Source organism: Xanthomonas phaseoli pv. dieffenbachiae, assembly GCF_008639345.1.
Taxonomy (GTDB): domain Bacteria; phylum Pseudomonadota; class Gammaproteobacteria; order Xanthomonadales; family Xanthomonadaceae; genus Xanthomonas; species Xanthomonas phaseoli.
On record NZ_CP041380.1, the window covers coordinates 3,708,823 to 3,734,273 of the forward strand.

General features: G+C 64.1%; 18 protein-coding genes and 1 pseudogene. 4 read left to right on the forward strand and 15 right to left on the reverse strand.

Annotation, left to right across the window (positions count from 1 at the left end; translation table 11 throughout):
• Positions 1–45 precede the first annotated feature (45 nt).
• The 3 genes from FLG15_RS16630 (at position 46) to FLG15_RS16640 (ending at position 4,796) form a co-directional block, all read left to right on the forward strand.
• Positions 46–2,760: a TonB-dependent receptor gene (locus FLG15_RS16630; RefSeq protein WP_057679426.1), complete on the forward strand. Its 2,715-nt coding sequence runs from the start codon at positions 46–48 to the stop codon at positions 2,758–2,760.
• A gap of 384 nt (positions 2,761–3,144) precedes the next feature.
• On the forward strand, positions 3,145–4,074 hold the full coding sequence (locus FLG15_RS16635) for a L,D-transpeptidase family protein (protein ID WP_039572088.1): 930 nt from the start codon (positions 3,145–3,147) through the stop codon (positions 4,072–4,074).
• A gap of 2 nt (positions 4,075–4,076) precedes the next feature.
• Positions 4,077–4,796: a M23 family metallopeptidase gene (locus FLG15_RS16640; RefSeq protein ID WP_057679427.1), complete on the forward strand. Its 720-nt coding sequence runs from the start codon at positions 4,077–4,079 to the stop codon at positions 4,794–4,796.
• 475 nt (positions 4,797–5,271) lie between these two features.
• Here FLG15_RS16640 and fhuE read toward each other — a convergent pair whose 3' ends face one another.
• Together fhuE and FLG15_RS16650 are read right to left on the reverse strand one after the other, a co-directional pair.
• Complete coding sequence (fhuE, locus tag FLG15_RS16645; RefSeq protein ID WP_057679428.1) at positions 5,272–7,452, reverse strand: ferric-rhodotorulic acid/ferric-coprogen receptor FhuE; 2,181 nt, start codon at positions 7,450–7,452, stop codon at positions 5,272–5,274.
• Positions 7,453–7,571: 119 nt separating this feature from the next.
• Positions 7,572–7,794 (reverse strand): annotated as a pseudogene (locus FLG15_RS16650) (hypothetical protein).
• A 45-nt stretch (positions 7,795–7,839) separates the two neighbouring features.
• On the opposite strand from FLG15_RS16650, the gene FLG15_RS16655 reads away from it, so the two are divergent.
• On the forward strand, positions 7,840–8,280 hold the full coding sequence (locus tag FLG15_RS16655; protein WP_150146834.1) for an alpha/beta fold hydrolase: 441 nt from the start codon (positions 7,840–7,842) through the stop codon (positions 8,278–8,280).
• A 171-nt stretch (positions 8,281–8,451) separates the two neighbouring features.
• On the opposite strand, the gene tkt is transcribed toward FLG15_RS16655, so the two are convergent.
• The 13 genes from tkt to FLG15_RS16725 form a co-directional block, all read right to left on the reverse strand.
• Entirely contained in the window at positions 8,452–10,452 is a 2,001-nt protein-coding gene (gene tkt, locus FLG15_RS16660; protein WP_057679431.1) for a transketolase, read from the reverse strand.
• Between the two features lie 253 nt (positions 10,453–10,705).
• Positions 10,706–11,986 (reverse strand): dicarboxylate/amino acid:cation symporter, encoded by a 1,281-nt coding sequence (locus FLG15_RS16670; protein ID WP_081023038.1) that lies wholly within the window; start codon positions 11,984–11,986, stop codon positions 10,706–10,708.
• An 841-nt stretch (positions 11,987–12,827) separates the two neighbouring features.
• Entirely contained in the window at positions 12,828–14,576 is a 1,749-nt protein-coding gene (locus FLG15_RS16675; protein WP_057679433.1) for a BatD family protein, read from the reverse strand.
• Positions 14,573–16,390, reverse strand: a complete 1,818-nt coding sequence (locus tag FLG15_RS16680; protein WP_057679434.1) for a VWA domain-containing protein — start codon at positions 16,388–16,390, stop codon at positions 14,573–14,575. Before FLG15_RS16680 ends, FLG15_RS16675 begins: the two co-directional genes overlap by 4 nt.
• Positions 16,378–17,394 carry a vWA domain-containing protein gene (locus FLG15_RS16685; RefSeq protein ID WP_057679435.1) on the reverse strand — a complete coding sequence of 339 codons (1,017 nt, stop codon included), beginning with the start codon at positions 17,392–17,394 and terminating at the stop codon, positions 16,378–16,380. Before FLG15_RS16685 ends, FLG15_RS16680 begins: the two co-directional genes overlap by 13 nt.
• Positions 17,391–17,858 carry a DUF4381 domain-containing protein gene (locus tag FLG15_RS16690; protein ID WP_150146837.1) on the reverse strand — a complete coding sequence of 156 codons (468 nt, stop codon included), beginning with the start codon at positions 17,856–17,858 and terminating at the stop codon, positions 17,391–17,393. The genes FLG15_RS16685 and FLG15_RS16690 overlap by 4 nt, the downstream gene beginning before the upstream one ends.
• 2 nt (positions 17,859–17,860) lie before the next feature.
• Positions 17,861–18,823 carry a DUF58 domain-containing protein gene (locus FLG15_RS16695; protein WP_057679437.1) on the reverse strand — a complete coding sequence of 321 codons (963 nt, stop codon included), beginning with the start codon at positions 18,821–18,823 and terminating at the stop codon, positions 17,861–17,863.
• A gap of 20 nt (positions 18,824–18,843) precedes the next feature.
• On the reverse strand, positions 18,844–19,863 hold the full coding sequence (locus FLG15_RS16700) for an AAA family ATPase (protein ID WP_057679438.1): 1,020 nt from the start codon (positions 19,861–19,863) through the stop codon (positions 18,844–18,846).
• Between the two features lie 434 nt (positions 19,864–20,297).
• Positions 20,298–22,247 (reverse strand): type IV pilus secretin PilQ, encoded by a 1,950-nt coding sequence (locus FLG15_RS16705; RefSeq protein WP_057679439.1) that lies wholly within the window; start codon positions 22,245–22,247, stop codon positions 20,298–20,300.
• Positions 22,248–22,266: 19 nt separating this feature from the next.
• The gene (locus FLG15_RS16710; RefSeq protein ID WP_007974439.1) at positions 22,267–22,800 is read right to left on the reverse strand and encodes a pilus assembly protein PilP; all 534 of its coding nucleotides are present in this window, start codon (positions 22,798–22,800) and stop codon (positions 22,267–22,269) included.
• Positions 22,797–23,462 carry a type IV pilus inner membrane component PilO gene (locus tag FLG15_RS16715; RefSeq protein ID WP_017156875.1) on the reverse strand — a complete coding sequence of 222 codons (666 nt, stop codon included), beginning with the start codon at positions 23,460–23,462 and terminating at the stop codon, positions 22,797–22,799. Before FLG15_RS16715 ends, FLG15_RS16710 begins: the two co-directional genes overlap by 4 nt.
• Entirely contained in the window at positions 23,459–24,241 is a 783-nt protein-coding gene (locus tag FLG15_RS16720; RefSeq protein ID WP_017156874.1) for a PilN domain-containing protein, read from the reverse strand. The genes FLG15_RS16715 and FLG15_RS16720 overlap by 4 nt, the downstream gene beginning before the upstream one ends.
• Complete coding sequence (locus FLG15_RS16725; RefSeq protein WP_011348458.1) at positions 24,241–25,299, reverse strand: pilus assembly protein PilM; 1,059 nt, start codon at positions 25,297–25,299, stop codon at positions 24,241–24,243. The genes FLG15_RS16720 and FLG15_RS16725 overlap by 1 nt, the downstream gene beginning before the upstream one ends.
• Between the last annotated feature and the right edge of the window lie 152 nt (positions 25,300–25,451).

Consider the following 25,451-nt stretch of genomic DNA (forward strand, 5'->3'; position numbering starts at 1 on the left):
TGACCGGGCGCGCGCCCCACCTCCCCCATCACGCGAGCCTCCAAGATGCAGTTTTCCCGCCCCCTCCATCGCTTGAGCTGCGCCATTGCCGCGGTGCTTTGCGCACCATCGCTTGCATGCGCTGCAGAGATGACCACCACCACGTTGGACTCGGTCAATGTGCAAGCCACCCAGGCCGCGGCGCCGGGCTCGCTCAACGAACAGCGCCTGTCCAATAGCGTCAACAGCGTGATGAGCAAGCAGCAGATCGACGCAATCCCCTCTGGCGGCATTGCCGATGTGATGGCGCACATGCCGGGGTTGTCGTCCTACAGCGACATGCATCTTGGCCAGGCGACCACCGGCGAGAACGCCTACATCAGCATCCGCGGCATGGACGCCAGCTATAACGCGTACACGCTCAATGGGTTCGGCATGCCGGAAACCGACTCCTCCACACGCGCCATCTCCTTGAACATGCTGGCACCGTTCGGCATCCAGTCGGTGCAGGTCTCCAAATCGCCAACGCCCGACATGCCCGGCGATTCGATCGGCGGCGCGATCGATATGCGCACCCCCAATGCATTCGATTTCGACCAGGACGTCTATGCCAAGAGTACCGCGCAAGGTCAGTTCAACGCATTGGCCCACCACCTGGGTGGCAAGGACAGCGGCGGCACGTTCCAGCAAGAGCTGGCCTGGAAGTTCGGGCAGGGCGATGCCTTCGGCATCTACGCATCGGCCTATTACGGCAAGAACAACAACATGGCGCAGGCCCCGGCGCCCAACAGCAAATACGTACCCGCCGACCCTGCGCTCGCCGCAGCCACCGATTTGCGCGATGTCGGCCCGTTGATCAGCACGCGCTACAAATACAGCGTGTACGCCAGCCAGATCGAACGCTATGGCGGCAACCTGTCGATGGATTGGCAGGGCGAGAGCAGCGCGCTGTATGCACGTGCCATCTACGGCAGTTACGGCGTCACCGGCACGCAGGACCAGTCCAGTGCGCGCCTGGAGACCTATCGCAACCAGCCCACGGCGGTGCGTGGCGGATACTTCAATACACACGATATCGACGAGACCCTGGCCACGGTGCAGTTGGGTGGGCAGACCACGTTCGACCGCCTGCATTTCGACTACGGCACCTCGTTCGGCCGCGGCACCCGCAGCCGGCCGGATTACGTATCCGCCAGCCTGTACGGGTTCACCCCGGGCAGCTTCGCCTTCGACCTCAGCGACCCGACCTACCCGAGCATCGGCCCAAGCTCGCCGGCGTTGAAGGACTTCTTCTACAACCTGGATTCTTCGCTGTTGTGGAAGGTGCAGGGCCACGACGCCGGCAGCCACGATAACCGCTTCAACGCGCATATCGATATCGCGTACCAGGTCGATGGCGCGGTGCTGGACAGCGTCAAACTTGGCCTGTCGGCCGATCACTCCGCGCGCGACGCCTATGACCACCCGTTCTTCCACAAGGATGGCAACTTCGTCACCAACGGCCCGTACTTTGGCGGACCCAATTACGCGTTTCCCACCGCCGGCGGCCCGCCACTGAGCGCGATTCCCGGCCGCATCACGTACAACGCATTCGATGGTCATTACGCAGGGCCATTCAAGCTGCTGGATCGCGGCTGGATGCGTGCGCAGGCGCTGCCCTACAAATACGTCGACGACCCGAACGGCGCAGGCATCTATACCGCCAACGATTACAACGCCAACACCACTTCCAGCACCGAGGCGATCTATTCGGGCTATGCAATGGCCGCGCTGCATCTCGGCAAGATGAGCATCCTGCCCGGCGTGCGTTACGAACTGACCCAGTATTCGGCCGACTCCTGGCAATCCAGCGGCGATGGCAGCACCGGCAGTTTCGTCGGCAGCGGCAGTACCTACGGCAAGGTCTTGCCCGGCATCAGCGTCAATTATCGGCCGGACGATCTCACCGTGTATCGCGCATCGTTGCGCCGCAGTTTCAGCCGCCCGGCATTCGGGCTGATTTCCGGCGAGACGGTGTACTCGATCGACGACACGCAAAAAGTGGTCGGCATCTCCAAGCCCAACCCCAACCTGCAGGCCAGCACCGCCGACAACGCCGACCTGTCTGCCGAGTTCTACGACCACGCGGGCGGCGTGCTCAGCGCCTCGACGTACTACAAGCGCATCAATGGGTTCATCTATACCTCGCAATCGGCCACCAGCAACGACAGCACCCTGGGCGGCCTGGTGCCAACCGGCACCACTTTCGAAAATGGCGTGCCGGTGACCATGCCGCAGAATGGCGGCACCGCAAAGCTCTATGGGCTGGAGTTGGCAGCGAGCAAGCGGCTGCAGCAGTTGCCCGGCCTCTGGAGCAATTTCGGCGTCACCGCCAACCTGACGCTGCAGCACAGCCAGGCAGATAGCAAACGCAGCGACCAGCCGGAAACGACCTGGCTGCCGCGCGCACCGGAGCGCATCTACAACCTGGATCTGTTCTACGACGACACGCACCTGCGCACGGACCTGAGCTACAACTACACCGGCCTGCAACTGCTGGGACTCACCACCGACCGTCTCAATTACTACCTGCAGCCGGTGAAGTCGCTGGATTTCAACGCGACCTATCACCTGCCGCACCATATCGATGTCGGTGTATCGGCAAAGAACCTGCTCAATGCCGCCACGTTCTACGAAACGCAGGGCAAGTCCAAGCGCTACATGGCCTACGATCCCGGCGCCGACGGTGCCTATGTGCAAACCGGGCGCACCTACATGCTGACCTTGGGCTACACGTACTGATCGACAACGCCGGGTACGCTGCAGCGGCGATCTTTCAACGGAACGTGCGCCGCTGCGGCGATTGCCTACGTACTACTTGGCGGTTGGCGCAGCGCGATCGCGCGATAGGCGAGTGCACGGCCGCATGATCGCGCCGCGGTACCGGTAACGGTATCGGCTCGTGGAGCTCCATCACGACGGTAGGCTGCGTCAGTCGATTGCGCGGCGGCAATGCCCTCAGCAATGCCGCATCGCCACGCTTGCCCAGTCAGTACCGGTGCAGCGATTTCACGCCGAAAACGCAGGCAGCTGCGGCAAGGTGCGCGCATGCCTCTTACGGACCTGCACATGCCACCACGCTCCTACGCTCGCGTCTGCCTGCTTGCCCTTGCATTGGGCGCTTCCTTGTCTGCGCTGGCGCAAGCGCAGCAGCCCGCGCCTGCCGCTGCGCCTGGATCGGCCGCCGCTCCTGCGGCCAAGGTCGTCCCGACCGGCGCACGCTCGGATCTGCACGCGCAGGTGTTGCTGGATCGCGCGCATTTTTCGCCGGGCCAGATCGACGGCGAGCGCGGCTCCAATCAAAAGCGCGCAGTGTCCGGGTTCCAGGCCGCCCACAACATCAAGGTCACCGGCGAGCTGGATGACGCGACCTGGCAAGCCCTGCAGGCCGACACCACGCCGGCCCTGGTGCAGTACACGCTCACTGACGCCGATGTTGCCGGCCCCTTCCAACCCATTCCCAAGGGGCCTGCCGAACAGGCCAAGCTGACTGCGCTTGGCTACGCCTCCGTCGATGAAGCTCTGGGCGAACGTTTCCACGCAGACCCGGCGCTGCTGCGCCAACTCAATCCTGGCGTGGATCTGAGCAAGGCCGGCAGCGTCATTCAAGTACCCAACATCGACGGCGTGCCGCCGCTGGCCAAGCCAGCCAAGCTGGTGGTGGACAAGTCCGATTCGACCCTGCGGCTATTCGACGCCGACGGCAAGGTCTATGCGCAATTCCCGGTGTCTTCCGGCAGCAAGCATGATCCGCTGCCCATTGGCCGGTGGAAAATCCTCGGCATCTCGCGCGACCCGGTGTTCAAGTACAACCCCAAGCTGTTCTGGGACGCGAAAAAGGGCGAGCAGAAGGCTACCTTGCCCGCGGGTCCGAACAATCCGGTCGGCCGCGTCTGGATCGATCTGTCCAAACCGCATTACGGCTTGCATGGCACGCCGGAGCCCGGCCATGTCGGCAAGACCGAATCGCACGGCTGTGTGCGCCTGACCAATTGGGACGTGGTCAACCTCGCCAGCGTGGTGGGACCGTCGGTGCCGGTGGTGATGCAGGAATAAACATGAAACTGCTGATGACCTTGGTGGTGGGCGTTGTACTGGGTGCGGCCGGCTACTGGTGGCTGGAACGCACCGCGCCGGAAGCAAACGTAGAGCCGTCATCGGGCGCTGCACCCATCGCAGCAGACCGCAACGCAGCGAGTTCCGCGCCGGTGGCGGCCTCGACACCGGCGGCCGCGCCGGCACCGATGGTTGCCTCGGCGCCAGTCGCCGACGTCGCGCCTGCCAGCATGCCGGTCGCCACCACGCCGACGCAGTCGCCCGACGCCGCCCCACCGGGCAGCGGCTTGCTGATTCCGGTACAAGGCATCAGCGCCAACCAGCTGCAGGACACCTTCACCGATGCGCGCAGCGAAGGCCGCGTGCACGATGCCATCGACATCCTCGCTCCCACCGGCACACCGGTTGTGGCAGTTGCTGACGGCACGGTGGAAAAACTGTTCACCAGCGACCGGGGCGGCCTGACCGTCTACCAGTTCGAGCCCGGCGGCAAATACTGCTATTACTACGCGCACCTGGAGCGCTATGCCGACGGCCTGGCGGAGAAGCAATCGATCAAGCGTGGCCAGGTCATCGGCTATGTCGGCAGCACCGGCAACGCCAATCCCGCCGCACCGCATCTGCACTTCGAGATCCATCGGCTGGGGCCGGAAAAACAGTGGTGGAAAGGCGAGGCGCTCAACCCCTATCCGGTATTGCATGGGGACCAACCCCTGCAATGAAGCAGTCGCACCAGTGGGTCTGGCTAGGGCCTGCGCCTGTGGCTCAGCGCCGCCATCGGCCGCAACGCGTGCGCGCCTGCGGGGCCTGGATGGCAGAAGTGATGGGACCGCATCTGCAACCGCTTTTGCGATAAGCAGCACGTACATCGGCGCAGCGTGCTGCGCCGATCGGCAGTCATGCACAGCGAGCCCTTTGCATTGTGTACTTCGCAGCACATGTGCGGCGCTGATGTTGAGTGCATCGCATGCCGGTCGACTCGATGACGCAGCAAGCTACCTCACGACAATTGATGTCTCCATGCATGACGTGCCGGTTTGCGCACTCAGCGCGGCTGACGAACGTCCCTGTTCGGCAGCGCGATTTCCTGCAGTCGGCTGAAAATCGGAATACGAAAAAGCACAGGCACCTTTCGCAAGATGCCTGTGCCCTAGCGCAATCGCAGCGAGCGTTGCAAACGCCCGATGTCGCTTCAGATCAGAACGTGTAGTTGAAGGTCAGCATGCCGTTGCGCGATGCGCCCCACGCGCCATAGCCATTGTTGAACTGCGCGTAGTAACGCTTGTCGAGCAAGTTATCGATGTTGAGCTGCACCGAGAACTGCGGCGACAGGCGATAGCGCGCAAATGCGCTGACCAGTGCATACGCGCTCTGCTGGAAAGTGCCATACACAGGGTCCACATAGTACGAACGGTTCTGCCAGTTGACCCCACCACCGACGGTCAGATCGCTCCACGCGCCCTGCGGGGTGTAGCTACTGAACAGCTTGATGGTGGTGCGCGGCAGTTGCGTGTTGATCGAGGCACCGCTGTCGTCGCGTGCGGTGTAGTGCGAGGCGCCCAAGGTCGCGTTCCAGCCCTGGGCCAGGCGGCCGGAGAGTTCGAAATCGAAGCCTTCGCTGACCACACCGTTGGCAGCGACGTAGGCAAAATCGCTGCTGCCCGGCACCAGGGTGCTCGTCGCCACACCCAGGTTGTCCTGCTCGATGCGGAACAGGGCCAGCGAGGCATTGAGCTGATCATCGAACCAGGCCGCCTTGACGCCAGCTTCGTAGCCCTTGCCACTCAACGGATCCAGGTAGCCGCCAGTGGCATCGCGCAAGGTCTGCGGATTGAAGATCTCGGTGTAGCTGACGTAGGTCGACCAGACATCGTCGATGTCGTAGACCAGTCCGGCGTATGGAGTGACTTCGGTCTGGGAGTCGGAGAACGGCACAAGCCCCTGGGTCCCGGCGTTACGGCCATCAATCTGCCAATCGGTATAGCGCGCGCCCACCAGCAAGGTCAGCGGATCGGCCAGCGAGAACCGTGCAGCCACGTAGGCGGCTTTCTGCGTGACGGTGCCTTCGCTCTGTACCGTGCGCGGGCTCCAATTGGGCTCCGGGTACGCGCCGTTCCAGCCCAGGTAGCTGTCCAGCGGTGCTGGGAAGTCGAAGGTACCGTTATTGACGTACTCGCGCCGGTTGTAGCTGGCGCCGGCCACCAGCTGATGCTCGCGGCCGAACAGCTGGAACGGACCTTCCGCATAGACATCGGCACCATCGGCCTTGCGCTCGGTCTGGTAGTTGCCCGAATACGGCACCACGCCACCGCCGGTGGTGCGGTCGAAACCAAAGATCGTGTAGTACGGATAGAACAGGTGGTTCGTCGCTTCGGTCTTTTCGTGGCTCACATTGGCCTTGAGGGTCCAGCCGCTGTCGAAGCTCTGCTGCAGGCTGGCGAAGGTGCGCTGCAGACGCGTGTCCCAGAACGTCCAGTCGGCCGCCGGATTGAACGAGCGCTTGTAGTCGGTACGCGTGCCATCGCTGTAGAACAGCGGGAAGCCGCCCCAGGTGACATCGTCCGATTCCTTCTTCTGGTACTCGTAGCCCACGCTCAACAGCGTGCTCTCGGTGAGGTCGGCATCGATGATCGCCGAGCCGATCTTCTTGCGCAGATTGTAGCGATCCATGTCCGATTCGCCGTCCTGATACACGCCTACCACGCGTGCGCGCACGGTACCTTCAGGGCTCAGCGGCACGGTGACATCGGCCACGCTGCGGGTCTTGTTGAAGTCGCCGCCGCCCACCGACACGGCGCCGGTGAAGTTGCGGCTCACTGCATGCTTGCGCACCAGATTGATCGAGGCCGACGGGTTGCCCGAGCCGGTCAGCAGACCGGTCGCACCGCGCACCACTTCCACGCGGTCGTACAACGCCAGGTCCAGCGCCGAATCGCCGTAGCTCCACGCCTGCTCCATGTAGGCCGGGATGCCATCGAATTGGTAGTTGTCGATGTAGAAACCACGCGCATAGAAGTCCAACCGTTCGCTGTCATTCTGCGAAGCGGAGATGCCCGTGACGTTATTGAGCACGTCGGTGATGCTCTGCAGGTTCTGGTCGTCCATGCGCTCGCGGGTGATCACGGTGACCGATTGCGGAATCTCGCGCAGCGCCAGGTTCATGCGCGTCCCGGCGGAGGTTTTTTCCACCGTGTAGCCCTTGGCCTGCTCGCCCTGCACGGTCATCCGGTCCAACGTGGTGACCTCCGCATCGCCGGCCGGCGTATCGGCCAACGCCTGCCCTGCCGACAAGGTGCACAGCGCGGCGAACACCGCATGCGACAGCGCGCGCGGGCGCAGCGCAATGGGAAGGAGACGCATTACGGTAGGACGATTCATCACAGCTCCGGCACAGGCAGTCGAGGGCATCCATCACGGCAGGGCCGGACGGCGAACAAAGGGGAGGACGCACCACGCAAGCGTGGCAGCGCACCATTTTAATGGGAATGATTCACATTTTAAATAGCCAGATTGGCATGCGGCAAGCAAACCTGCCGATGGCGAGCCACCGACCATGCCGCGGCTGACCCAGGACGGCAGCGAGGTCGCACGCCATGCCTCGCAACCGCTGGGCAAACCCCAGCGCATCCTGGTGGGCGGACCGTCGGGCTCAGCACTGTCGCGGTCGCTATCGCCAAGGCAAATCCGAACCTGTTCCACGCGGATGTCGGCACGGCGCAACTGGTCAATTACCAGGACGTCCTGGCGTTTAGCTACGTCAGGACGTTGAGCCAGCCCCGCGCAGCCAGCGATGCAGATGCGGTCGGCAAGCCGGAGAAGATCGGCCCGCCGCAATGGACCAACCCACGCAACGTCGGAATCCTGCGGCGCATCACGCAAGTACGAAGCCCTGAGTACCGACCGCCACCGGAAGACTGGTTTACCTTCGCAGCGGAGTACAACACGCCCGACTACCGCGCAGCCGATGCGGCTGGGGAAGACGCTTCCTTCCTGCAGTTCGTCGGGCTGGCAGGCGACAGCATGAGCCCGCTGATCGACCTGCGCGCACTCTGGCCGCAGTTCGCCATTCCGGTCTATCTGATTCAGGGCGAACAGGATCTGGTGACTCCGGCGCACATCAGCACAGTCTATTTGGATGCTCTTTCTGCACCGAGCAAGGACTGTCTCCTGCTGCCACGCACAGGACACGACTCCATCCGCCGATGATGGGCGCACAGCTGAACGTGCTGACCAGGATCCGTGCAGCGGCGCTGGCCAACGATGCGCACTGGAACACGCAAGGCGTCCGTTGAACGATGACCTACCGCGCATCGCTTACGAGATCCAACAAAAAAGCCGGCTTTCGCCGGCTTTTTCTTTCAAGCACCACGCAAGGCGTTACAGCGCCTTGGCTGCCGCAACCACGTGCTCGGCGGTGATCTTGAAGTACGCGTACAGCTGATCGGCCGGTGCCGAGGCGCCGAAGGTATCCATGCCGACCACATCGCCATCCAGGCCCACGTACTTGCGCCAGAAGCCGGTCACGCCCGCTTCCACCGCCACGCGCTTGCGCACGGCGTTCGGCAGCACCGACTCGCGGTACGCCGCATCCTGACGATCGAACACGTCGGTCGACGGCATCGACACCACGCGCGTCTTCAGGCCGGACGCATCCAGCGTCTTTTTGGCTTCTACTGCCAAGCCGACTTCCGAGCCGGTGGCGATCAGGATCACGTCCGGCGTACCGCCTTCGGCATCGGCCAGCACGTAGCCACCGCGTTCGATCAGCTTGATCTGCTCGGCGCTGCGCGGCTGATGCTGCAGGTTCTGACGGCTGAAGATCAGGCAGCTCGGGCCGTCCTTGCGGGTGATCGCAGCCTTCCAGCTCACTGCCGATTCCACCGCATCGCCCGGGCGCCACACATCGTTGTTGGGGATGTAGCGCAGCGAGGCCAGATGCTCCACCGGCTGATGGGTCGGGCCATCTTCGCCCAGGCCGATCGAGTCGTGCGTGTACACGTGGATGGCGTGCGCCGGGTTCAACGCGCTCATGCGCACGCCGTTGCGCGCGTAATCGCTGAACACCAGGAAGGTGGCATCGAACGGAATGAAGCCGCCATGCAGCGCCAGGCCGTTGGCAATGGCGGTCATGCCAAATTCGCGCACGCCGTAATACACATAGTTGGCGTCCGGGTCGTCGGTGGCCACCGACTTGCTGGCCTTCCACAAGGTCAGGTTGGAATGCGCCAGGTCCGCCGAGCCGCCGATCAACTCGGGAAGCAGCGGTGCGAAGGCTTCGATGGCCAGCTGCGAGGCCTTGCGCGAGGCAATGGTCTGGCCTTCTTCCTGCGCCTTGGTGATGTAGGCATCGGCCTTGGCGATGAAGTCGGCCGGCAACTCGCCGTGCGAGCGACGGGTCAGCTCGTCGGCTTCGCTGGCGTACTGCTTGGCATACTTGTCGAACAACTGTTCCCATTCGGCCTGACGCAGCGTGCCGGTGCCGCCGGCGCGCCAGCCGGCGTAGATCTCTTCGGGAATCTCGAACGGGCCGTACGGCCAATCCAGCGCCTTGCGCGCGCCTTCCAGCTCGTCCTTGCCCAGCGGTGCGCCATGCGAGGATTCCTTGCCGGCCTTGGTCGGCGCACCGAAGCCGATCTTGGTGCGGCAGCAGATCAGCGTGGGCTTGTCGGTGTTTTCCAGCGCCGTCTCGATGGCGGCCTTGATCTTGTCGGCATCATGCCCGTCCACATCGCGGATCACGTGCCAGCCATAGGCCTCGAAACGCGCCGGCGTGTCGTCGCTGAACCAGCCGGCCGTATTGCCGTCGATGGAGATCTGGTTGTTGTCCCAGAATGCCACCAGCTTGCCCAGGCCCCAGGTGCCGGCCAGCGATGCGGCTTCGTGCGAAATGCCTTCCATCAGGCAGCCGTCGCCCATGAACACCCAGGTGCGGTGATCGACGATTTCCAGTTCCGGGCGGTTGTAGCGCTGCGCCAGCAACTTCTCGGCCAGCGCAAAGCCCACCGCATTGGCAAACCCCTGCCCGAGCGGGCCGGTGGTGGTCTCAACGCCGGGAGTTTCGCTGCGCTCGGGGTGACCGGCGGTCTTGCTGTGCAGCTGGCGGAACTGCTTGAGCTGTTCGATCGGCAGGTCGTAGCCGGACAGGTGCAGCAAGGCGTACTGCAACATCGACCCATGCCCGTTGGACAGCACGAAACGGTCGCGGTTGAACCACTGCGGGTTGTTGGGGTTGTGCCGGTAGAAGTCGTTCCACAGCACTTCGGCGATATCGGCCATGCCCATCGGCATGCCGGGGTGACCGGACTTGGCGGCTTCGACCGCGTCTGCGGCAAGAAAACGGATGGCGTTGGCCAGCTGGCGGCGGGTGGGCTGGGTCATGGGCGTCTATGGAAGCGGAGGGGAACACCGCTGGAAGCGGAGATGCCTATTCTCCCATACACAGCGTTATGGGAATCGGAGGTCGCGAATTGGGAATTGGGAATCGGGAATCGGGAATCGGGAATCGGATGCAGCGTTGCGAATTGGTCGCTAACGCCGCTCGCACCGCAACTGCTGCCGCGGTGCGGCATGACCTCCCATCGCACGTCCTGATCGCAACAGCCCGCTTTACCCATTCCCGATTCCCGATTCCCTAATCCTCGCCCTTGGCGACCAAGGTCGTCAGCGCCAGGTCCCCGGTGACGTTCAGCGCCGTGCGGCACATGTCCAGGAAGTGGTTGACGCCCAGGATCATGCCGATCCCCACCGGGTTGACCCCGACCATCGCGCAGATCAGCGCCACCACCGGTAGCGAGCCGGAGGGCACGCCGGCCGTGCCGATCCCGCCCAGGATGCAGACCAGCATCACCATGAACTGCTGGCCCAGGCTCAGGTCCACGTTGAAGAACTGCGCCAGGAAGATCACCGTGACGCCTTCGAAGAGTGCGGTGCCGTTCTGGTTGGCGGTGGCGCCCACGGTCAGCACGAAACGCGACACCCGCGGCGGCAGGCCCATCTCATCGGCCACGCGCAAGGCCGTCGGCAGGGTCGCGTTGCTGGAAGCGGTCGAGAACGCCATCACTGTCGCTTCCTGGGTCTGGCGGAAAAAGCCCAGCGGCGAGCGCCCGGCGAATTTCACCGCAATGCCGTAACTGACCACCATGTGCAGGCCCAGCGCTAGCACCACCACGCCCACGTAGGCGCCCAGACGAATCAGCAGATCGAAGCCGAACAGCGCGGCCAGGTTGAACATGAAACACGCCACCGCATATGGCGCCAGACGGATCACCAGCCCGATCAAGGTCATCGAAATTTCGAAGATGCCTTCGATGCCGCGCCTGAGCGTGGCGACCTTTTCGTCTTCGGTCAGCACCATGCCCACGCCGAACATCACCGCGAAAAACATCAGCGACAGAATCGCGCCATTGCTCGACGCGGCGGCAATCACGTTGCTGGGCACGATCGACAACAGCATGTCCATGCCCTGCGCCTGGGTGCCGGAGCTGGAAATGATCTCGCGGGTGCGCTCGGCGTTTTCCTGGATCAGCTGACTGGCCAGTTGCGGGTCCACGCCCGCGCCGGGCTTGAGCACGTTGACCAGCACCAGCCCCAGCAACACCGCCACGCCGGACAGCACCACGGTATAGCCCAGGGTGCGCCACCCTACTCGCCCGAGCGCGCGGATGTCGCCCATCTCGGAAATCCCCATGACCAGCGCCGAGAACAGCAGCGGCACGATCAGCATGAAGATCAGATTGAGGAAGACCTGCGAAAACGGCGTGGTGACGTACTTGGTTGCCAGGCGCACCCACTCAGCGTCGCTGCCGGCCAGGTAATAGACAGCCAGGCCCAACAACAGGCCAACGGCGAAGCCAATTCCCATCTTCCAATGCAGGGGCAGGCCCGGGCGGCGCGTGGCTGGGGATGCTGTCATCTGGCCAGGCCTTGGTGGACACAAAGACCGGAGCTTAACAAACGCCATGGATGCGGCCACCTACCCGGGATGCTCCTGCGCAGCTGCTGCGGGTAGGTGGGGCTCTCGATGTCGGGGGCGGCAAGCACTTGCGGCTGGCTGGAAGCTTCGCTTTTTAGCGACGAAGACAGTGCAGCCGGCCTTTCGAGTCGTCGCGACGGCTCAGTGCCATCCGATGCTATTGGTCGCAGCCTGGTCTATCGAGTGCGCGGTGCCCTCGCCGCTCGCCGGACACGCCGTGAACCCGTCCATGCGGCCAAGACAGCGCACCAGCACGCTGTCAGGCCGCTTAGTAAAAGGCTTAGCGTCTCGTAGCTAGCGCTCATGGTGGTGCAAGTCGCAGAACACGTGCGCGCTAGCGAACCAGGAACATGTAATGCAGTGCCTGCACCAACTACCGACTCTCTCGACTGGTCCTTGCCCGCTCACCGTCGCGGGACCCTTGGCGGCATGAATGCCGCCGAGGCGCTTACAAGGATGTGCTTGCAGCGTGGCCGGCAAGGGTGGCCGGCAAGGGCCCAGCAGCAACGCCGCAGCGCTATCGCGCTTCGCACTTTTCTGCACAGCGGCAGATCACGCGCAATTAAAATCAATGCGATATCAGCGCGGCAAGGCAGTGTCGCCGCTCAGAGCACGTGAGCGGCCAACGACATCTAACGAGCCACTTAACCGAGTGCAGATCTCACACGCGGAATCGAAGTACCGTTGTTACAGGCCCCTCGTCACACCGGCTGCGGCCGCGCGGCAACTGCGCAACCACTATGTCAGTCGGTCCAGGCCGGCACCCATACAACGCTCTCAATCAAGGCGCAGGCGGATACAGCGGCGCCAGCACCTCCGGTTCGGCTGCGCTGGCATGGTGCCACCGCGGCCCCTTGGCGAACGCTTCGCGCAAGGCGGCGCGTGCGCTGGTCACATCGCCATCGCCGCCCCAGCGTGCGCGCTGCATGCGCGCCACGGCTGCACGCTGGGCCGGGTCTGCCAATGCCGCCATGACCGCATCGATATCGGCAACGCCGGCCATGCCGCAGAGCACCGCCGCCACATCGTCCATGCCGCCGGTGTCGAGCGCGCGGCGCAGCTCGGCCACGCCGTGGGTCGCACGCCTACCCTCGGCTGGCACATTGCTGCCGTTGCCCTCATTGCCGCCTGATGCACCGCGCGGAACACCGCGCCGACGCGCTAACGCCCATACCAGCGTGGCCATCCACAACAGCGCGAATCCGATCGCCGCCGCGATCCATGCCCACGGCGGTCGCGCGGGCGATGGTGCTTGCAAGGTGAGCGTGCGATCCGGTGTCGGCGCCGATTGATCGGGTGTCGGATTCGGCGCCGGTGCCGGCGCAGGTGTCGCAAACGCACCGCTACCCGCCGCCACATCGAGCGTCAGATCGGGCAGTGACGCGGTCTTGGCTGCGCCTGCCCCGACATCCCACCATGCCATCTGCAGCCCGGGCACCACCAACGGACCGGCACGGTTAGGCACGATCGAATAGCGCCGGGTCAGTCGCAGTTGCGGCGAGCCGTCCACGAAGCGCTCCTCGAATTGCGGCGGCTCGGCAAATACCTGCGCATCGGGCACGCTGGGCGTCGGCAATTCGGGAAACTGCGCCTGGGTCGCGCCGCGCGCACTGGCTTCCACCACGAATTGGGCCGCCTCACCGGCTCTCGCTCGCTGTGGCGTGGTCGTGTAGCGCAACTGCAGGCTGCGCAACGGCAGCCACGGCTGCGGCGCATTGGCCGGTTGCGCGCGCACCTGCAGCGGAATGCTTGCACTGCGCGCACTCAGCTCACCATTGCCGCGTCCGAAATAATCGTCGAAAAACCCGCCCACCGAACGCCCATTGAAACGTGCCGGCGGCAGCACCAGACGACCGCTGCGCTCGGGCACCAGCAGGTAGCGCCGCTCCACCACGTTGTATTGGCGTCCATTGACGACCTTGACCGAACTGACGTCGTCGCCGACGCGCTGCATCGATGCCCCGTCGGGGGCCTCAAGATCCAGCTCGCCCGATGCCAGTTGGGTAGCGAAGTACAACCGCACCACCACGCCCACGCTTTGCTGCACGTAGGGCTGCGCGTCGTCCACCTGGGTTTGGACGAACGCTTCCTCATTGCCCTGCGCCGCACTCGGCGCGCCGGCAGCGTTGCCGGGACTGCTTGCGGGATCGTTCGACGCCCCAACCACCTGTAGGCGCAGCGGTTCGGTGCGTTCATTGCCCACGCGGATCGCCGGTACGATCAGCTCGCCGCTCTTGCGCGGCGTCAGCACCACGCCGAACAGGGCGCGCACCGTCACCGAACCATTGGCCACCTGCATCTGCTGATTGGCGCTCTTGGCGCCCAGCACGAAGTCGGTGCGCAACGGCGTGTAATCCGGGTCGACGCCGCGTTGGTCGGTTTCGATATTCAACATCGCCACATCGCCGGCATTGACGCTGTCGCGATCCAGCCACGCGCGCGTGACCGCACCCACCGGCGCGCACGCCAACAGTGCCACGCTGGCCAGCATGCCGATTGCCGCACGACGTAAGTGCTGTCTGCCGATCATCGTCCGTCCCGTTGCCTGCGTTCGTATTCCAGCCTGAATTTGGTACGCAGCAGACTGCCCGGATCGTCCGGTACCCGCCGCAGCCACGCGTCCACCGCCTGACGTTGCTCGCGTTGTTCCGGCGTCTCACTGGCGACGGCGGCCTCCGGCTTGTCGCTGCCATCGGCCTGCTTGTCGCCTGCCTGCGCCATGGCCTGCTGCATCTTGCGACGCTGTGCCTCATCGGCCTGCTGCTGCGCCTTGGTATCGGCAGATTGCGGCGGCGTGTCTTGCTTGCGTTGCTCGCCCTGCCCGTTCTTGGACTGCGCGTCTTGCGAACGACTGTCCTGTGGCGGCTGCGCCTCGGAGGGCTGGCTCTTGCTGTCCTGCTGGTTCTGCCCATCCTGGCCGGATTGCTTGTCCTGCTGGTTCTGGCCGGCCTGCTGTTGCCCCTTTCCATCCTGACCGGATGGCTTCTGGTCCTTGGACTGACCCTTGCCATCCTTGTTGTTCTGCTGCTGACGCTTGCGCGCCGCGTCGACCGCCGCGCGATTGGCGATGGCATCCTGCTGATTGGGATGTTGCTTGAGCGCACGGTCGTAGGCCGCGATCGCCGCGTCGTACTGGCCTTGTCGCGCCAGCGCGTTGCCGAGGTTGTACAGCCCCTCATCGGTGGGCACCGCTTCGAAAGCCTTCTGCGCCGACGCAAAATCGCCCTTGCGATACGCCTGCACGCCGGCATCCAGGCGCTGTTGTTGCACCTGATCGGCACGCTGCCACAAGGTGCCATCGGCCGCGTGCGCGGGCTGCGCCAGCGGCAGCACACAGACCATCGTCAGCACGGCCACCACCGCGCGGCGGCGAAACGCCAGCAGGGACAGCAGCATTACTGGCAGCACCAGCCAATAGCCTTCGTCGAGCCAGCTCTTGCCGCCATCGGACTCGGCGGTTTCATCTGCCAACGGCTGTTGCGATGGATCGAGCACGCCCAACGCCCGCAGATCCGCATCGTCCGGCGCAATGCGCGCATACCGCCCGCCGCCCCGCGCGGCCAGGCTGCGCAGACTGCCTTCGTCGAGCTTGGCCTGGGCAATTTCACCGCTGGCCATGCGATACGCCGCACCGCGCTCGCCGCCCACGCCAAGCGCAGAGACGCTGAAACCGCGCGAACGTGCCACCCGTGCCGAACTTTCGGCGGAGCTATCTGCGCTATCGCTGACAAGCAGGATCTCGCCTTGCTTGAAGCCGGCTTGCTGCAACAGCTGCGCGGCCGCATCGATCGCCCGGTCCGCACGCTTGCCATCGACCGGCATGACCGACGGCGACAGCGCATCCAGAAACAAGGCCACGTTGGCGCTGTCTTCGGTCAACGGCGCAACCGTGAAACTCTCGCCTGCATAGACCAGCAATGCCACCTCGCCACCGGCACGTTTGCGCAGTAGCGTCGCCAGCTTGGCGCGCGCCTGCAGCAGGCGCGATGGCGGCAGGTCGGTTGCGTTGGCACTGGACGACAGATCCAGCACCACCACCAGCGGCATGCTCGACTGAAACACCGGACGCTCGGTCTGCCGCCAGCTCGGCCCGCTCATCGCAATCACGGCCAACGTATAGGTCAGCGCGGCCAGCACGAATCCCAGCCATCCGCGCCGACCGCCGGAGGCCAACAGCTTCGGCAACAGATGTGCATCCACACTTTGCCGCCAGACGTCGGCGTCGCGGCGACGCCAGTGCCACAGCGCTGCCGCCGGTAAGATCGCCAGCAGCGCCCACAACAGCAGCGGGCGCAACAGATGTAGCGACTGCAGCCACCCCGCCAGCTCGGTCAGCGCGTCCATTGCCACCTCCGCGGCAGCACATAGGCCACCAGGGCAATGACGATTGCCGCGCCCAATGGCCAGTAGTAACGCTCCACGCGCGGCTGCACCGAAGGCCCCAGTCCCTTGACCGGCTCCAGCCGATCCAGCTCGGCGTAGATGCCGGCAAGTTCCTCGGTATCGCGGGCGCGGAAGAAGCGTCCGCCGGTCTGCTGGGCAATCTTGCGCAGCCCGTCTTCGTCGATGTCGTCGTTGCCGCCGGCCGGAATCGGTACCCCGAACAAGGAATAGCCGCCACTGCCGCCGAACGCAATGGTGTGCACGCGTACGCCTTCGGCCTTGGCCAGTTCCGCGGCCTTCAAGGGATTGAGCACGCCAGCGGTGTTGACGCCATCGGTGAGCAATACCACCACGCGCTGGCCCTGCTTCTGTTCGCGCAGGCGCTTGACCGACAAGGCGATCGCATCGCCAATCGCGGTTTCGCGCCCGGCCAGGCCCACCACGCTGTCGCTCAACTGATCGCGCACGGAGGTCAGATCTGCGGTCAACGGGGTCAGCGCATACGCACGTTGGCCGAACACCAGCAGACCGACGCGGTCGCCGTCGCGCCGATCCAGAAAGTCCGACAGCACGGCCTTGGCGGCGGTAAGCCGGTCCACCACCCTTCCGCCGAGCACCATGTCGGGCTCGCTCATGCTGCCCGAAAGATCCACCGCCAGCATCATCTGGCGCGCCTCGCGTGGCGGTTGAATCACCTCACCCAGTTGCTGCGGACGTGCCAGCGCGGCGCACAACAAAAACCACGCCAGCCACGCCAGCCAACGCGGCATCCGCAGCACCGGCGCGCTTTTTGCCTGCGCCACCGCCTGCAACTGCTCTGCGTACGGCACGCGGAGTGCAGCCGCATCGGCGCGGCGTTGCGGCCAGAACCACATCAGCAACGGCAAGGGCATCAACCACCACGCCCACGGCCAGGCGCAGTGCGCCAACGCATCCTGCCATTGCGACCACTGCAACCAGTTCATCGCCGGCCTCGCATCAGCGCCACAAAGCGCTGCCGCGCCAACGCTTCTACCGCGGGCAGATCGCTGACTGCGGGTGCGCGCTGGAAGCCGCCTTCCAGCACAGCCCGGCCCGGCCCCTGCGAGAACACCTGGTCCTTGCGCTTGCGCCCATCCAGAAATTGCAACCATGCCTCGCCCTGCAAGCGGTCGGCCTGCGGATCGACGCGACGCGCGGCACGTCGCAGCAGGACCGACACGGCCGCCAAGCGCTGCGCCGGCATCGTGGCGCGCGCGAGTTCAGCATCGAAAGCAGCCAGCCAGCGGCGCTGGCGCTGGCGCTGTCGCCGGCGCCACCACCAAAAAAATGCACTCCCCACCACCAGCACGACCATCGCGATCACCAGCCACCAGCCCGGCGCCAGCGGCCACCACGACGGCGACGGCGGCAAGTGCACATCACGCAGCGGCAGCGACTGCGGGGACACCGTCAGCGACTCCGGGCGGCAGGGCTGCCGCCCAGCCAGGCATCGCTGGCATCGTCGGTGGACAGGCGATGCAAGCGCACGCCGCGTGCCTGCAAGAGCGCGCCCAAGTGCTCCAGCGGCGCGACAAATTCGGCCTGCCAGCGCGCACGCCCGGCCTGGGTGGACAGATCGATCGCGATGCGCTCGCCACGCACGTCGAAGGTGACTGCACGTGCCGGCGGCGCCAGTTCCAGCGGATCGACCAGCACGATCACCACCACCTCGTGATGCAGGGCCAAGCCCGACCAGCGCGTGGCAGAAATCCGGCTGGCGCTGCGCGCATCGGCCAGCACGGTCAGGCGCGCGCCGGGACGTAACAGGCGCGCCGCGTGATCCAGCGCCACCTCCAGTCCCGCATCGCCGGACGGCGGTTGGGCATACCAACGCGCCAGGGCATCCAACACCGGCAGTACACCACGCTGACCGGACCGCGGCGCAATCGGCGCCTCGCTCGCGGTGCCACGCAAGGCTGCGATGCGATCGCCCTGGCGCTGCGCCAGCCATGCGGCAACCGCGCCGGCGCGTGCGGCCTGCACCGATTTGTAGCGTACGCGCGTACCGAAAAAGAGCGCAGGCGAGGTATCGGCCACGATCAGGCTCAAGCGCTCGCGCTCTGCCTGGAACAACTTGGTGTGCGCCCGTCCGGTTCGCGCAGTGACGCGCCAATCGATATGCCGCGCGTCATCGCCGGCCACGTACTCACGCGACTCGGCATATTCCATGCCGCGCCCGCGCGTGGCGGCCGGCACCGGCCCCACCACTCCGTGCCGGCCACGTCCCGGTTGACCGCGATGGATTGCGGTACCGCGCAGCGCAATCAATTCTGCAAGCATTGGCCGCACCCCATCGCCAGCGACGGGCGAGGGGGCGGTTGCAGGGGACGAGAACGGCATCGAAGACATCGGCGTCTGGCGAGAGTGCGGCATACCTCGGCGACGCTGCCCGATCAGGGCAGCGGAATCTTTTCTAGCAATGCAGCGACCAGGCGTTCGCCATCCCAGCCCTCGGCGGTGGCCTCATAGCTGGGCAGCACGCGATGCCGCAATACATCCGGGGCAATGGCGCGGATATCGTCCGGCGTCACGTAGTCGCGCCCGGCCAACCATGCACGCGCGCGTGCGCACCGTTCCAGTGCGATCGAACCACGCGGGCTGGCACCCCAGGCGATCCGGCGCGCCAATGTCGGGTCGTAACGCTTGGCATCGCGCGAGGCCAGCACGATCTCGATCAGATAGCGTTCCAGCTGCGGCGCCAGATGCACGTCAAGCACAACACGGCGCGCAGCGAAGACATCTTCCAACGGAATCTTGTCGGGCACGGTCTCGTGCTTTTCCAGCGTATCGCGGGCGGTCTCGCGTGCCAGGCGCAGGATTTCCGCCTCGGCGTCGGCCTGGGGATAGCCGATGCGCACATGCATCAGGAAGCGATCCAACTGCGCTTCGGGCAGCGGGAACGTGCCCTCCTGCTCGATCGGGTTCTGCGTGGCCATCACCAGGAACAACTGCGGCAGCGCATAGGTATGCCGGCCGACCGTCACCTGCCGCTCGCCCATCGCCTCCAGCAGCGCGGATTGCACCTTGGCCGGTGCGCGGTTGATTTCGTCGGCCAGCAGGATCGGGTGGAAGATCGGCCCGGGCATGAACTCGAACCGGCTGTCCTGCGGCCGCCAGATTTCGGTACCGGTCAGATCGGCGGGCAGCAGGTCCGGGGTGAACTGCACCCGCGCAAAATCCGCTTCCAGCCGCGAGGCCAGCGCACGGATGGCGGTGGTCTTGGCCAACCCCGGCGCGCCCTCGACCAGCAGATGGCCATCGGCCAGCAAGGCAATCAGCAGTCGCTCCACGAGCGCTGCCTGGCCAACGATGCGCTGCGCAAGCGACTCGCGCAGCGAGGTGAATTGACGGTGCAGCCGGTCCTCGGCGGGCGCGGCAACGGCTTCGGGGGGGAGCAGTGGCGGTGCGTTCATAGGTCCAGTGTGACCGATTCGAACGCGATTGGTTCACTTGGCGATTGGATCAGGTTCAGTCAAGGCCCAACATCTGCTCTGGATCACAAAGATCACTGGGTAGTGAAAATTCGTTCCGTCGGAAGGCAACCTCTGTTTCGTATCAGACAGATTTCGACCGCAGTGGTTAGAGCACCCTCGGCGCCGACGCAAACAGTCCTTATTGCTGCGCAGCCTGAAGCTCACCCTTTTGCGCTGTATCAGCTGCCAAGCTGCCACTGACCCTTGCGAACCTGTACGTCGGCATGGACATCCTCACGACACATCCTAGCCGCCACCTTGACTACACCACGGTCGACGGATATCAAACTCGGACAACCACACTAACTATTTCCAAAATTTACGTTCTATACGAGAAAGGCCGCTTTCGCGGCCTTTTCCGGTAAACATTTCAATTACGGATTCGCGCTGGCCACGCGAAGCACCTTGGGAGTTACAAATACCAGGAGCTCGGCCTTCTCCTTGCTGCGCCCACGCTTCTTGAACAGATTTCCGAGGAAAGGAATATCACCAAGAAACGGAACTTTGGAGACGCTTTCGCGATCGGTAAATTCGTAGACGCCACCAATGACTACCGTCTCACCGTCGCCTACCAGCACAGCAGTGTTGACCTCGCGGCGATTAATCTCGGGAACTGTTCCGTAGCCTTCCAAAATAATGAATCGAGCCACCTCATCCTTCTTGACGTTCATATTCAAGAAGACGCGATTATCGTTAGTTATGGTGGGCGTAACCTTCAATTCAAGCAAAACTTCCTTGAACTGCACATTCGCCTGCGCGGCGGAACCTGCCGCACCACCGCCACTGATTGTCACATAGCCGATCTCCCGGCCTTGCTTGATGACACCCTCACGCTGATTGGCCGTCACGATGCGCGGATTTGAGACCACCTCGCCTCGCCCCTCCTCTTGCATTGCCGAGAGCTCTATATCGAGGTTGAAATTTGATCCAAGCAGGGTATAAGCCAAACCGGCCGCCCTGCTATTGGTAAAGCCACTGGCCCCCAGATCGACATTCAGTCCCGAAGGGAACAAATGCGAAGCCAGCGTTGTACTGGTACCGGTATTAGCGATTTCGTTAGCTCGTTGAGCTGCAGTGTTCTGGAAGTTGACGTTACTCTCCAGCGCCCCGCTCAAAATTCCACGTCCGGTCGCGCCAGTGATGCCAAAACGTGCACCCAAATCACGAGCGAAAGTATCCGTCGCAATGACAATCCGGCTCTCGATCAGCACCTGATCCACCGGGCGATCGATATGCGAAATCAGCTCGCGCATCTGCGCAACTTTTTTCGGGATATCGCTGATCATCAATGTATTGGTGCGTTCATCGGCAACCAACCGACCGCGTGGCGAAAGGAAACCATTGTCCTGCTGCCCCGCACCACCTTGTCCGCCCTGGCCACCCTGGCCGCCACCGCCGCCACCGATTCCTTTGGCCTCTGTCAGCGCTTTGAAGATCACCGCAGCATTGTGGTAATTGATCTGCACATAATCGGTGATCAAGTCCTCGCGGTTCTCGATCGCGATGCGGGCGTCTTCCTTGTCCTGCTCGAACTTGGCCAGCTCCGGTTGCGGGGCGACCCACACCACGCCGCCATCGCGACGCTTGTCCAGGCCCTTGGCACGCAGCACGATGTCCAGCGCCTGGTCCCACGGCACGTTCATCAGGCGCAGCGTGACGTTGCCCTGCACGGTGTCGGAAGCGACGATATTGAGGTTGGACTCCTCGGCGATCAGCTGCAGCACCGTGCGCACCGGCACGTCCTGGAAGTTGAACGTCACCGGGCGACCGCTATAGCCGCGCGCGGCGATCTGCGCGGCAGCCTGCGTGACCGCCGCCGGGCTTACGCCGCCCACCGCCGGCTGGCCCTTGCGCGGGGTGATTTCCACCACGTATTCGTTGCCGGTCTGGTAGGCCAGCGAGTCGAAGGCACCCTTGGTCGACAGCACCAGCTGCGAACCGGAGCCGGACGGCTTCACTTCAACGCGCTGCACCGGCGTGGCGAAGTCGGTGACATTGAGCGGGCGTTGCAGCTCGGCAGGCAGCTTGGCATTGCTGATGTCCACCAGCACGTTGTCGCCCTGCGTCCGCAGGTCCGGGCTAGCGCCCTGGCCGTCGAACTGCAGGATCAGACGGCCAGCGCCGTCTTCGCCGCGCTTGAAATCGATTTTGGACACCGCCAGGCTCGCCGGAGCGACCTTGGCCGGATCCGGCGCGGGCTGAGTCAGCGCCGCGGCGGCGAACGCGCTGCCGCTCGCCAGCGCCAGCGCGAACCCCAACGCGCAGGCCTGGAAGATCGCGTGGCGTCGTACCGGACGCAGCCGCTGGGCATTGGAAAACGTCATCGTGCTATCCCCTATCACTTTATTGATCATCCAATGCGAGTGCGGCCGGCCGTTCAAGCCATCCACCCGCACCGTCCGGCACAAGTTCAATCAGCTCGATGCGGTCTTCGTAGACCCCGGTCACCCGGCCATCGCTCTGTCCCAGATACACACCCGGCCGCACCCGGTAGGTCACCTTGTCAGGCGCCATCACCAACGCGATCAGGCCCGAACCGCCGCCAATGGTCCCCACCATGTCGAGGGCGTCGAGCGGAAAGGCTTCCAACGGTTCCTTGCGCCGGTTCGGATCCGGGCGTGTGCCGTTGCCACCTTCCGCGCTGACCCAGGCATCGCTGAACGGGTCGCGCATCGCCTGCGCTGCATATTCGAAGGTCTCGAATTGCTGCATCACCGGCAATGGCTCCAGCGGCGGCGCAGGACGCGCGCGCACCTCGGCAACCCAGGCTTCCAGATTCGGCGCATCGCCCGGTGTGCTGGTCACACCGCGCGTGCACGCCGGCAATACTGCAATTAACGCCACACAGGACAGAATCTTGAGCAATTTCATGGTCATTGGCCGCCCTTCTTCGCAGCGTTGGCCGCAGCCTTTTCCTGCTCGGCCATTTCCTCATCGTCCAGATAACGATAGGTCTTGACCGTTCCGGACAGCTCCAGCGCACCGCGCGGGCCGATGCCGGCCTTGGGGTCCTTGGGCTTGAGGTTGATGTCGTGCATGGTCAGGATCACCACGCGCGGCAGCGAGGCCACACCGCTGACGAAGGCACCGAACTGGTGGTAGCTGCCCACCATGCGCAGAGCGATCGGCTTTTCGGCGTAAAACTCCTTCGGCGATTCCGGACCGGGCTGGAACAGCTCGTTGGACAGGCCGCTGGACAACGCGGTCTGCGAGATGTCGATGATCAAATCCGGCATCTCGGTCTTGCTGGGAAGCTGACGCAGCATCTGCTGCAGCACCTGTTCCATCTGCGCGAGCTGCTGCTTGAGCGGCTCCAGGTTCACCGCGCGGCCCTGTTGGGTCTCGAACTCGGTGCGCAGCTGAGATTCGGTGCTTTCCAGGCTTTCCAGTTCATCGCGCTTGCTGCTGATCAACAGGAACCAGGCCAGCACCATGATGAACAGGCCCACCACCACGCAGAACACGATGCGTGCCTGCTGCGGCCAACCGCCGATGTTGTTGAAATCCAGATCGCTGAGCTTGAATGATTTCTTACTCATGACGCCGCCCCCTCCTGCGGCCGATTGGCTGGCGCCGGTGCTGCCTGCGTCGGTGCAGGAGCAGCGGCCGGCGGCGTTGCGGGCGCCGGCGCCGCTGCCGGAGCAGCGGGCGTCGCGCCAGCAGGTGCAGCACCCGGTGCTGCGGTGCCCGGCGCAGCCGGGTCCACTGCGCCCGGCGCGGTGCCGTTCTTGTCAGCCTCGTTCGGATTGGCCAGCTTGACCTTGAGCGTGAACACGTACGGCAGCGTCTTGGTGTCCATCGACGACGCGGCAGGTTGACCGGCCTTGTCCTGACTCTTGGCCTCGATGATCGACAGGTCCGGATTGGTCATCCAGCCCGAGCTTTCCAGGTTGCGCATGTACGCACTGACCCGCGCATTCGATTGCGAGCGACCTTCCAGCGTGAGGATGTCGCCATCCTGCTTGATGTTGGTCAGCGCCACGCCATCGGGAATGGTGCGTACCAGCGAATCGAACAGGTGCACCATCTGCGAGCGGTTGGCTTGCAGTTCCTCGATCACCTTCTTACGGGCAAGCAGGCGGTCCTTCTTCTTGTCGAGTTCCTTGATCTCTTCGTTCTGCGCCTTGACCTTGTCGATCTCGGTGGTCAGAAACGCATTGCGCTCGGTCTGGCCGCTGATCTGCGCGTCGTAATAGAACCAGATCAGCGCCGACAGCAGCACGCCGCCCAATGCGGCGAAGCCCAGCATCGAATAGAACTCGCGCTCGCGGGCCTTTCGGCGCTCCGCGCGCCAGGGCAATAGATTGATTCTTGCCATCAGTCGAAGCTCCTCAGGGCCAGGCCGGTGGCGATCATCAATGCAGGCGCATCCAGCGCCAGCGCATGGGCCTGGACCTTCGGGCCAAGCGTCATCTGGGCAAGCGGATTTGCAACGACCGTGGTCACGCCCAGTTGCTCTTCCACCATCTCCGGCAGGCGCGCCAGCGCAGCGCAACCGCCGGCCAGCACGATGCAGTCGACGCGGTTGAACTCACTGCCCGCATAGAAGAACTGCAGCAGACGGCTGATCTGCTGCACCGTGGCTTCCTTGAACGGCTCCAGCACCTCGACCTCGTAGCTTTCCGGCAGGCCGCCCTGACGCTTGGCAAGGCCAGCCTCTTCATAGGTCAGCCCGTAACGGCGCATCACTTCGTCGGTGAGCTGCTTGCCGCCGAACACCTGCTCGCGGCTATACAGACTGCGACCGGAGCGCAGCACGCTCAGCGTGGTCATGGTCGCGCCGATATCCACCAGCGCCACCACCGCATCGGCGGCCACCGGCAATTCGCTGGCAACCAGCGCGAAGGCGTTTTCGACCGCAAAGGCCTCCACGTCCATCACCTTGGCGGTCAAACCACCGAGTTCCAGCGCCGACTGGCGCAGTTCCACGTTCTCCGAACGCGAGGCGGCCAGCAGCACCTGCACCATGTCCGGGCTGTTGGGCATCGGGCCCAGCACCTCGAAATCGAGATTCACTTCCTCGATCGGATACGGAATGTAATTGGTGGCTTCCAGTTCGACCTGGGCTTCCAGGTCGCTATCGTCCAGATCGGCCGGCATCGGGATCAACTTGGTGATCACCGCCGACCCGGCTACAGCAGCTGCCGCGTTCTTGGCCTTGCTGCCGGAACGGTTGATGGCGCGGCGAATGGCTTCGCCCACCGCCTCCACTTCGACGATGTTCTTTTCCACCACCGCATTCGGCGGCAATGGCTCCACCGCGTAATGTTCCACGCGAAAACGGTTCCCGCTGCGCGATAGCTGCAAGAGCTTCACGGCAGTAGAACTAATGTCGACACCAATCAGTGGCGACTGACTCTTGGGTAAAAGCCCCACGGTAACTCCCCTGCCGACGGGCACTTGGACGCATGTGCGCCCTCGTATTAATAATCAAATTTTAACAGTTGACAAGCCCTTCACGCGCTAGGCAATGACCCGGCGACGCGACCCCAGTGCTGTCTTCTGCGATCCCCAGAGTTCGGCCCCAG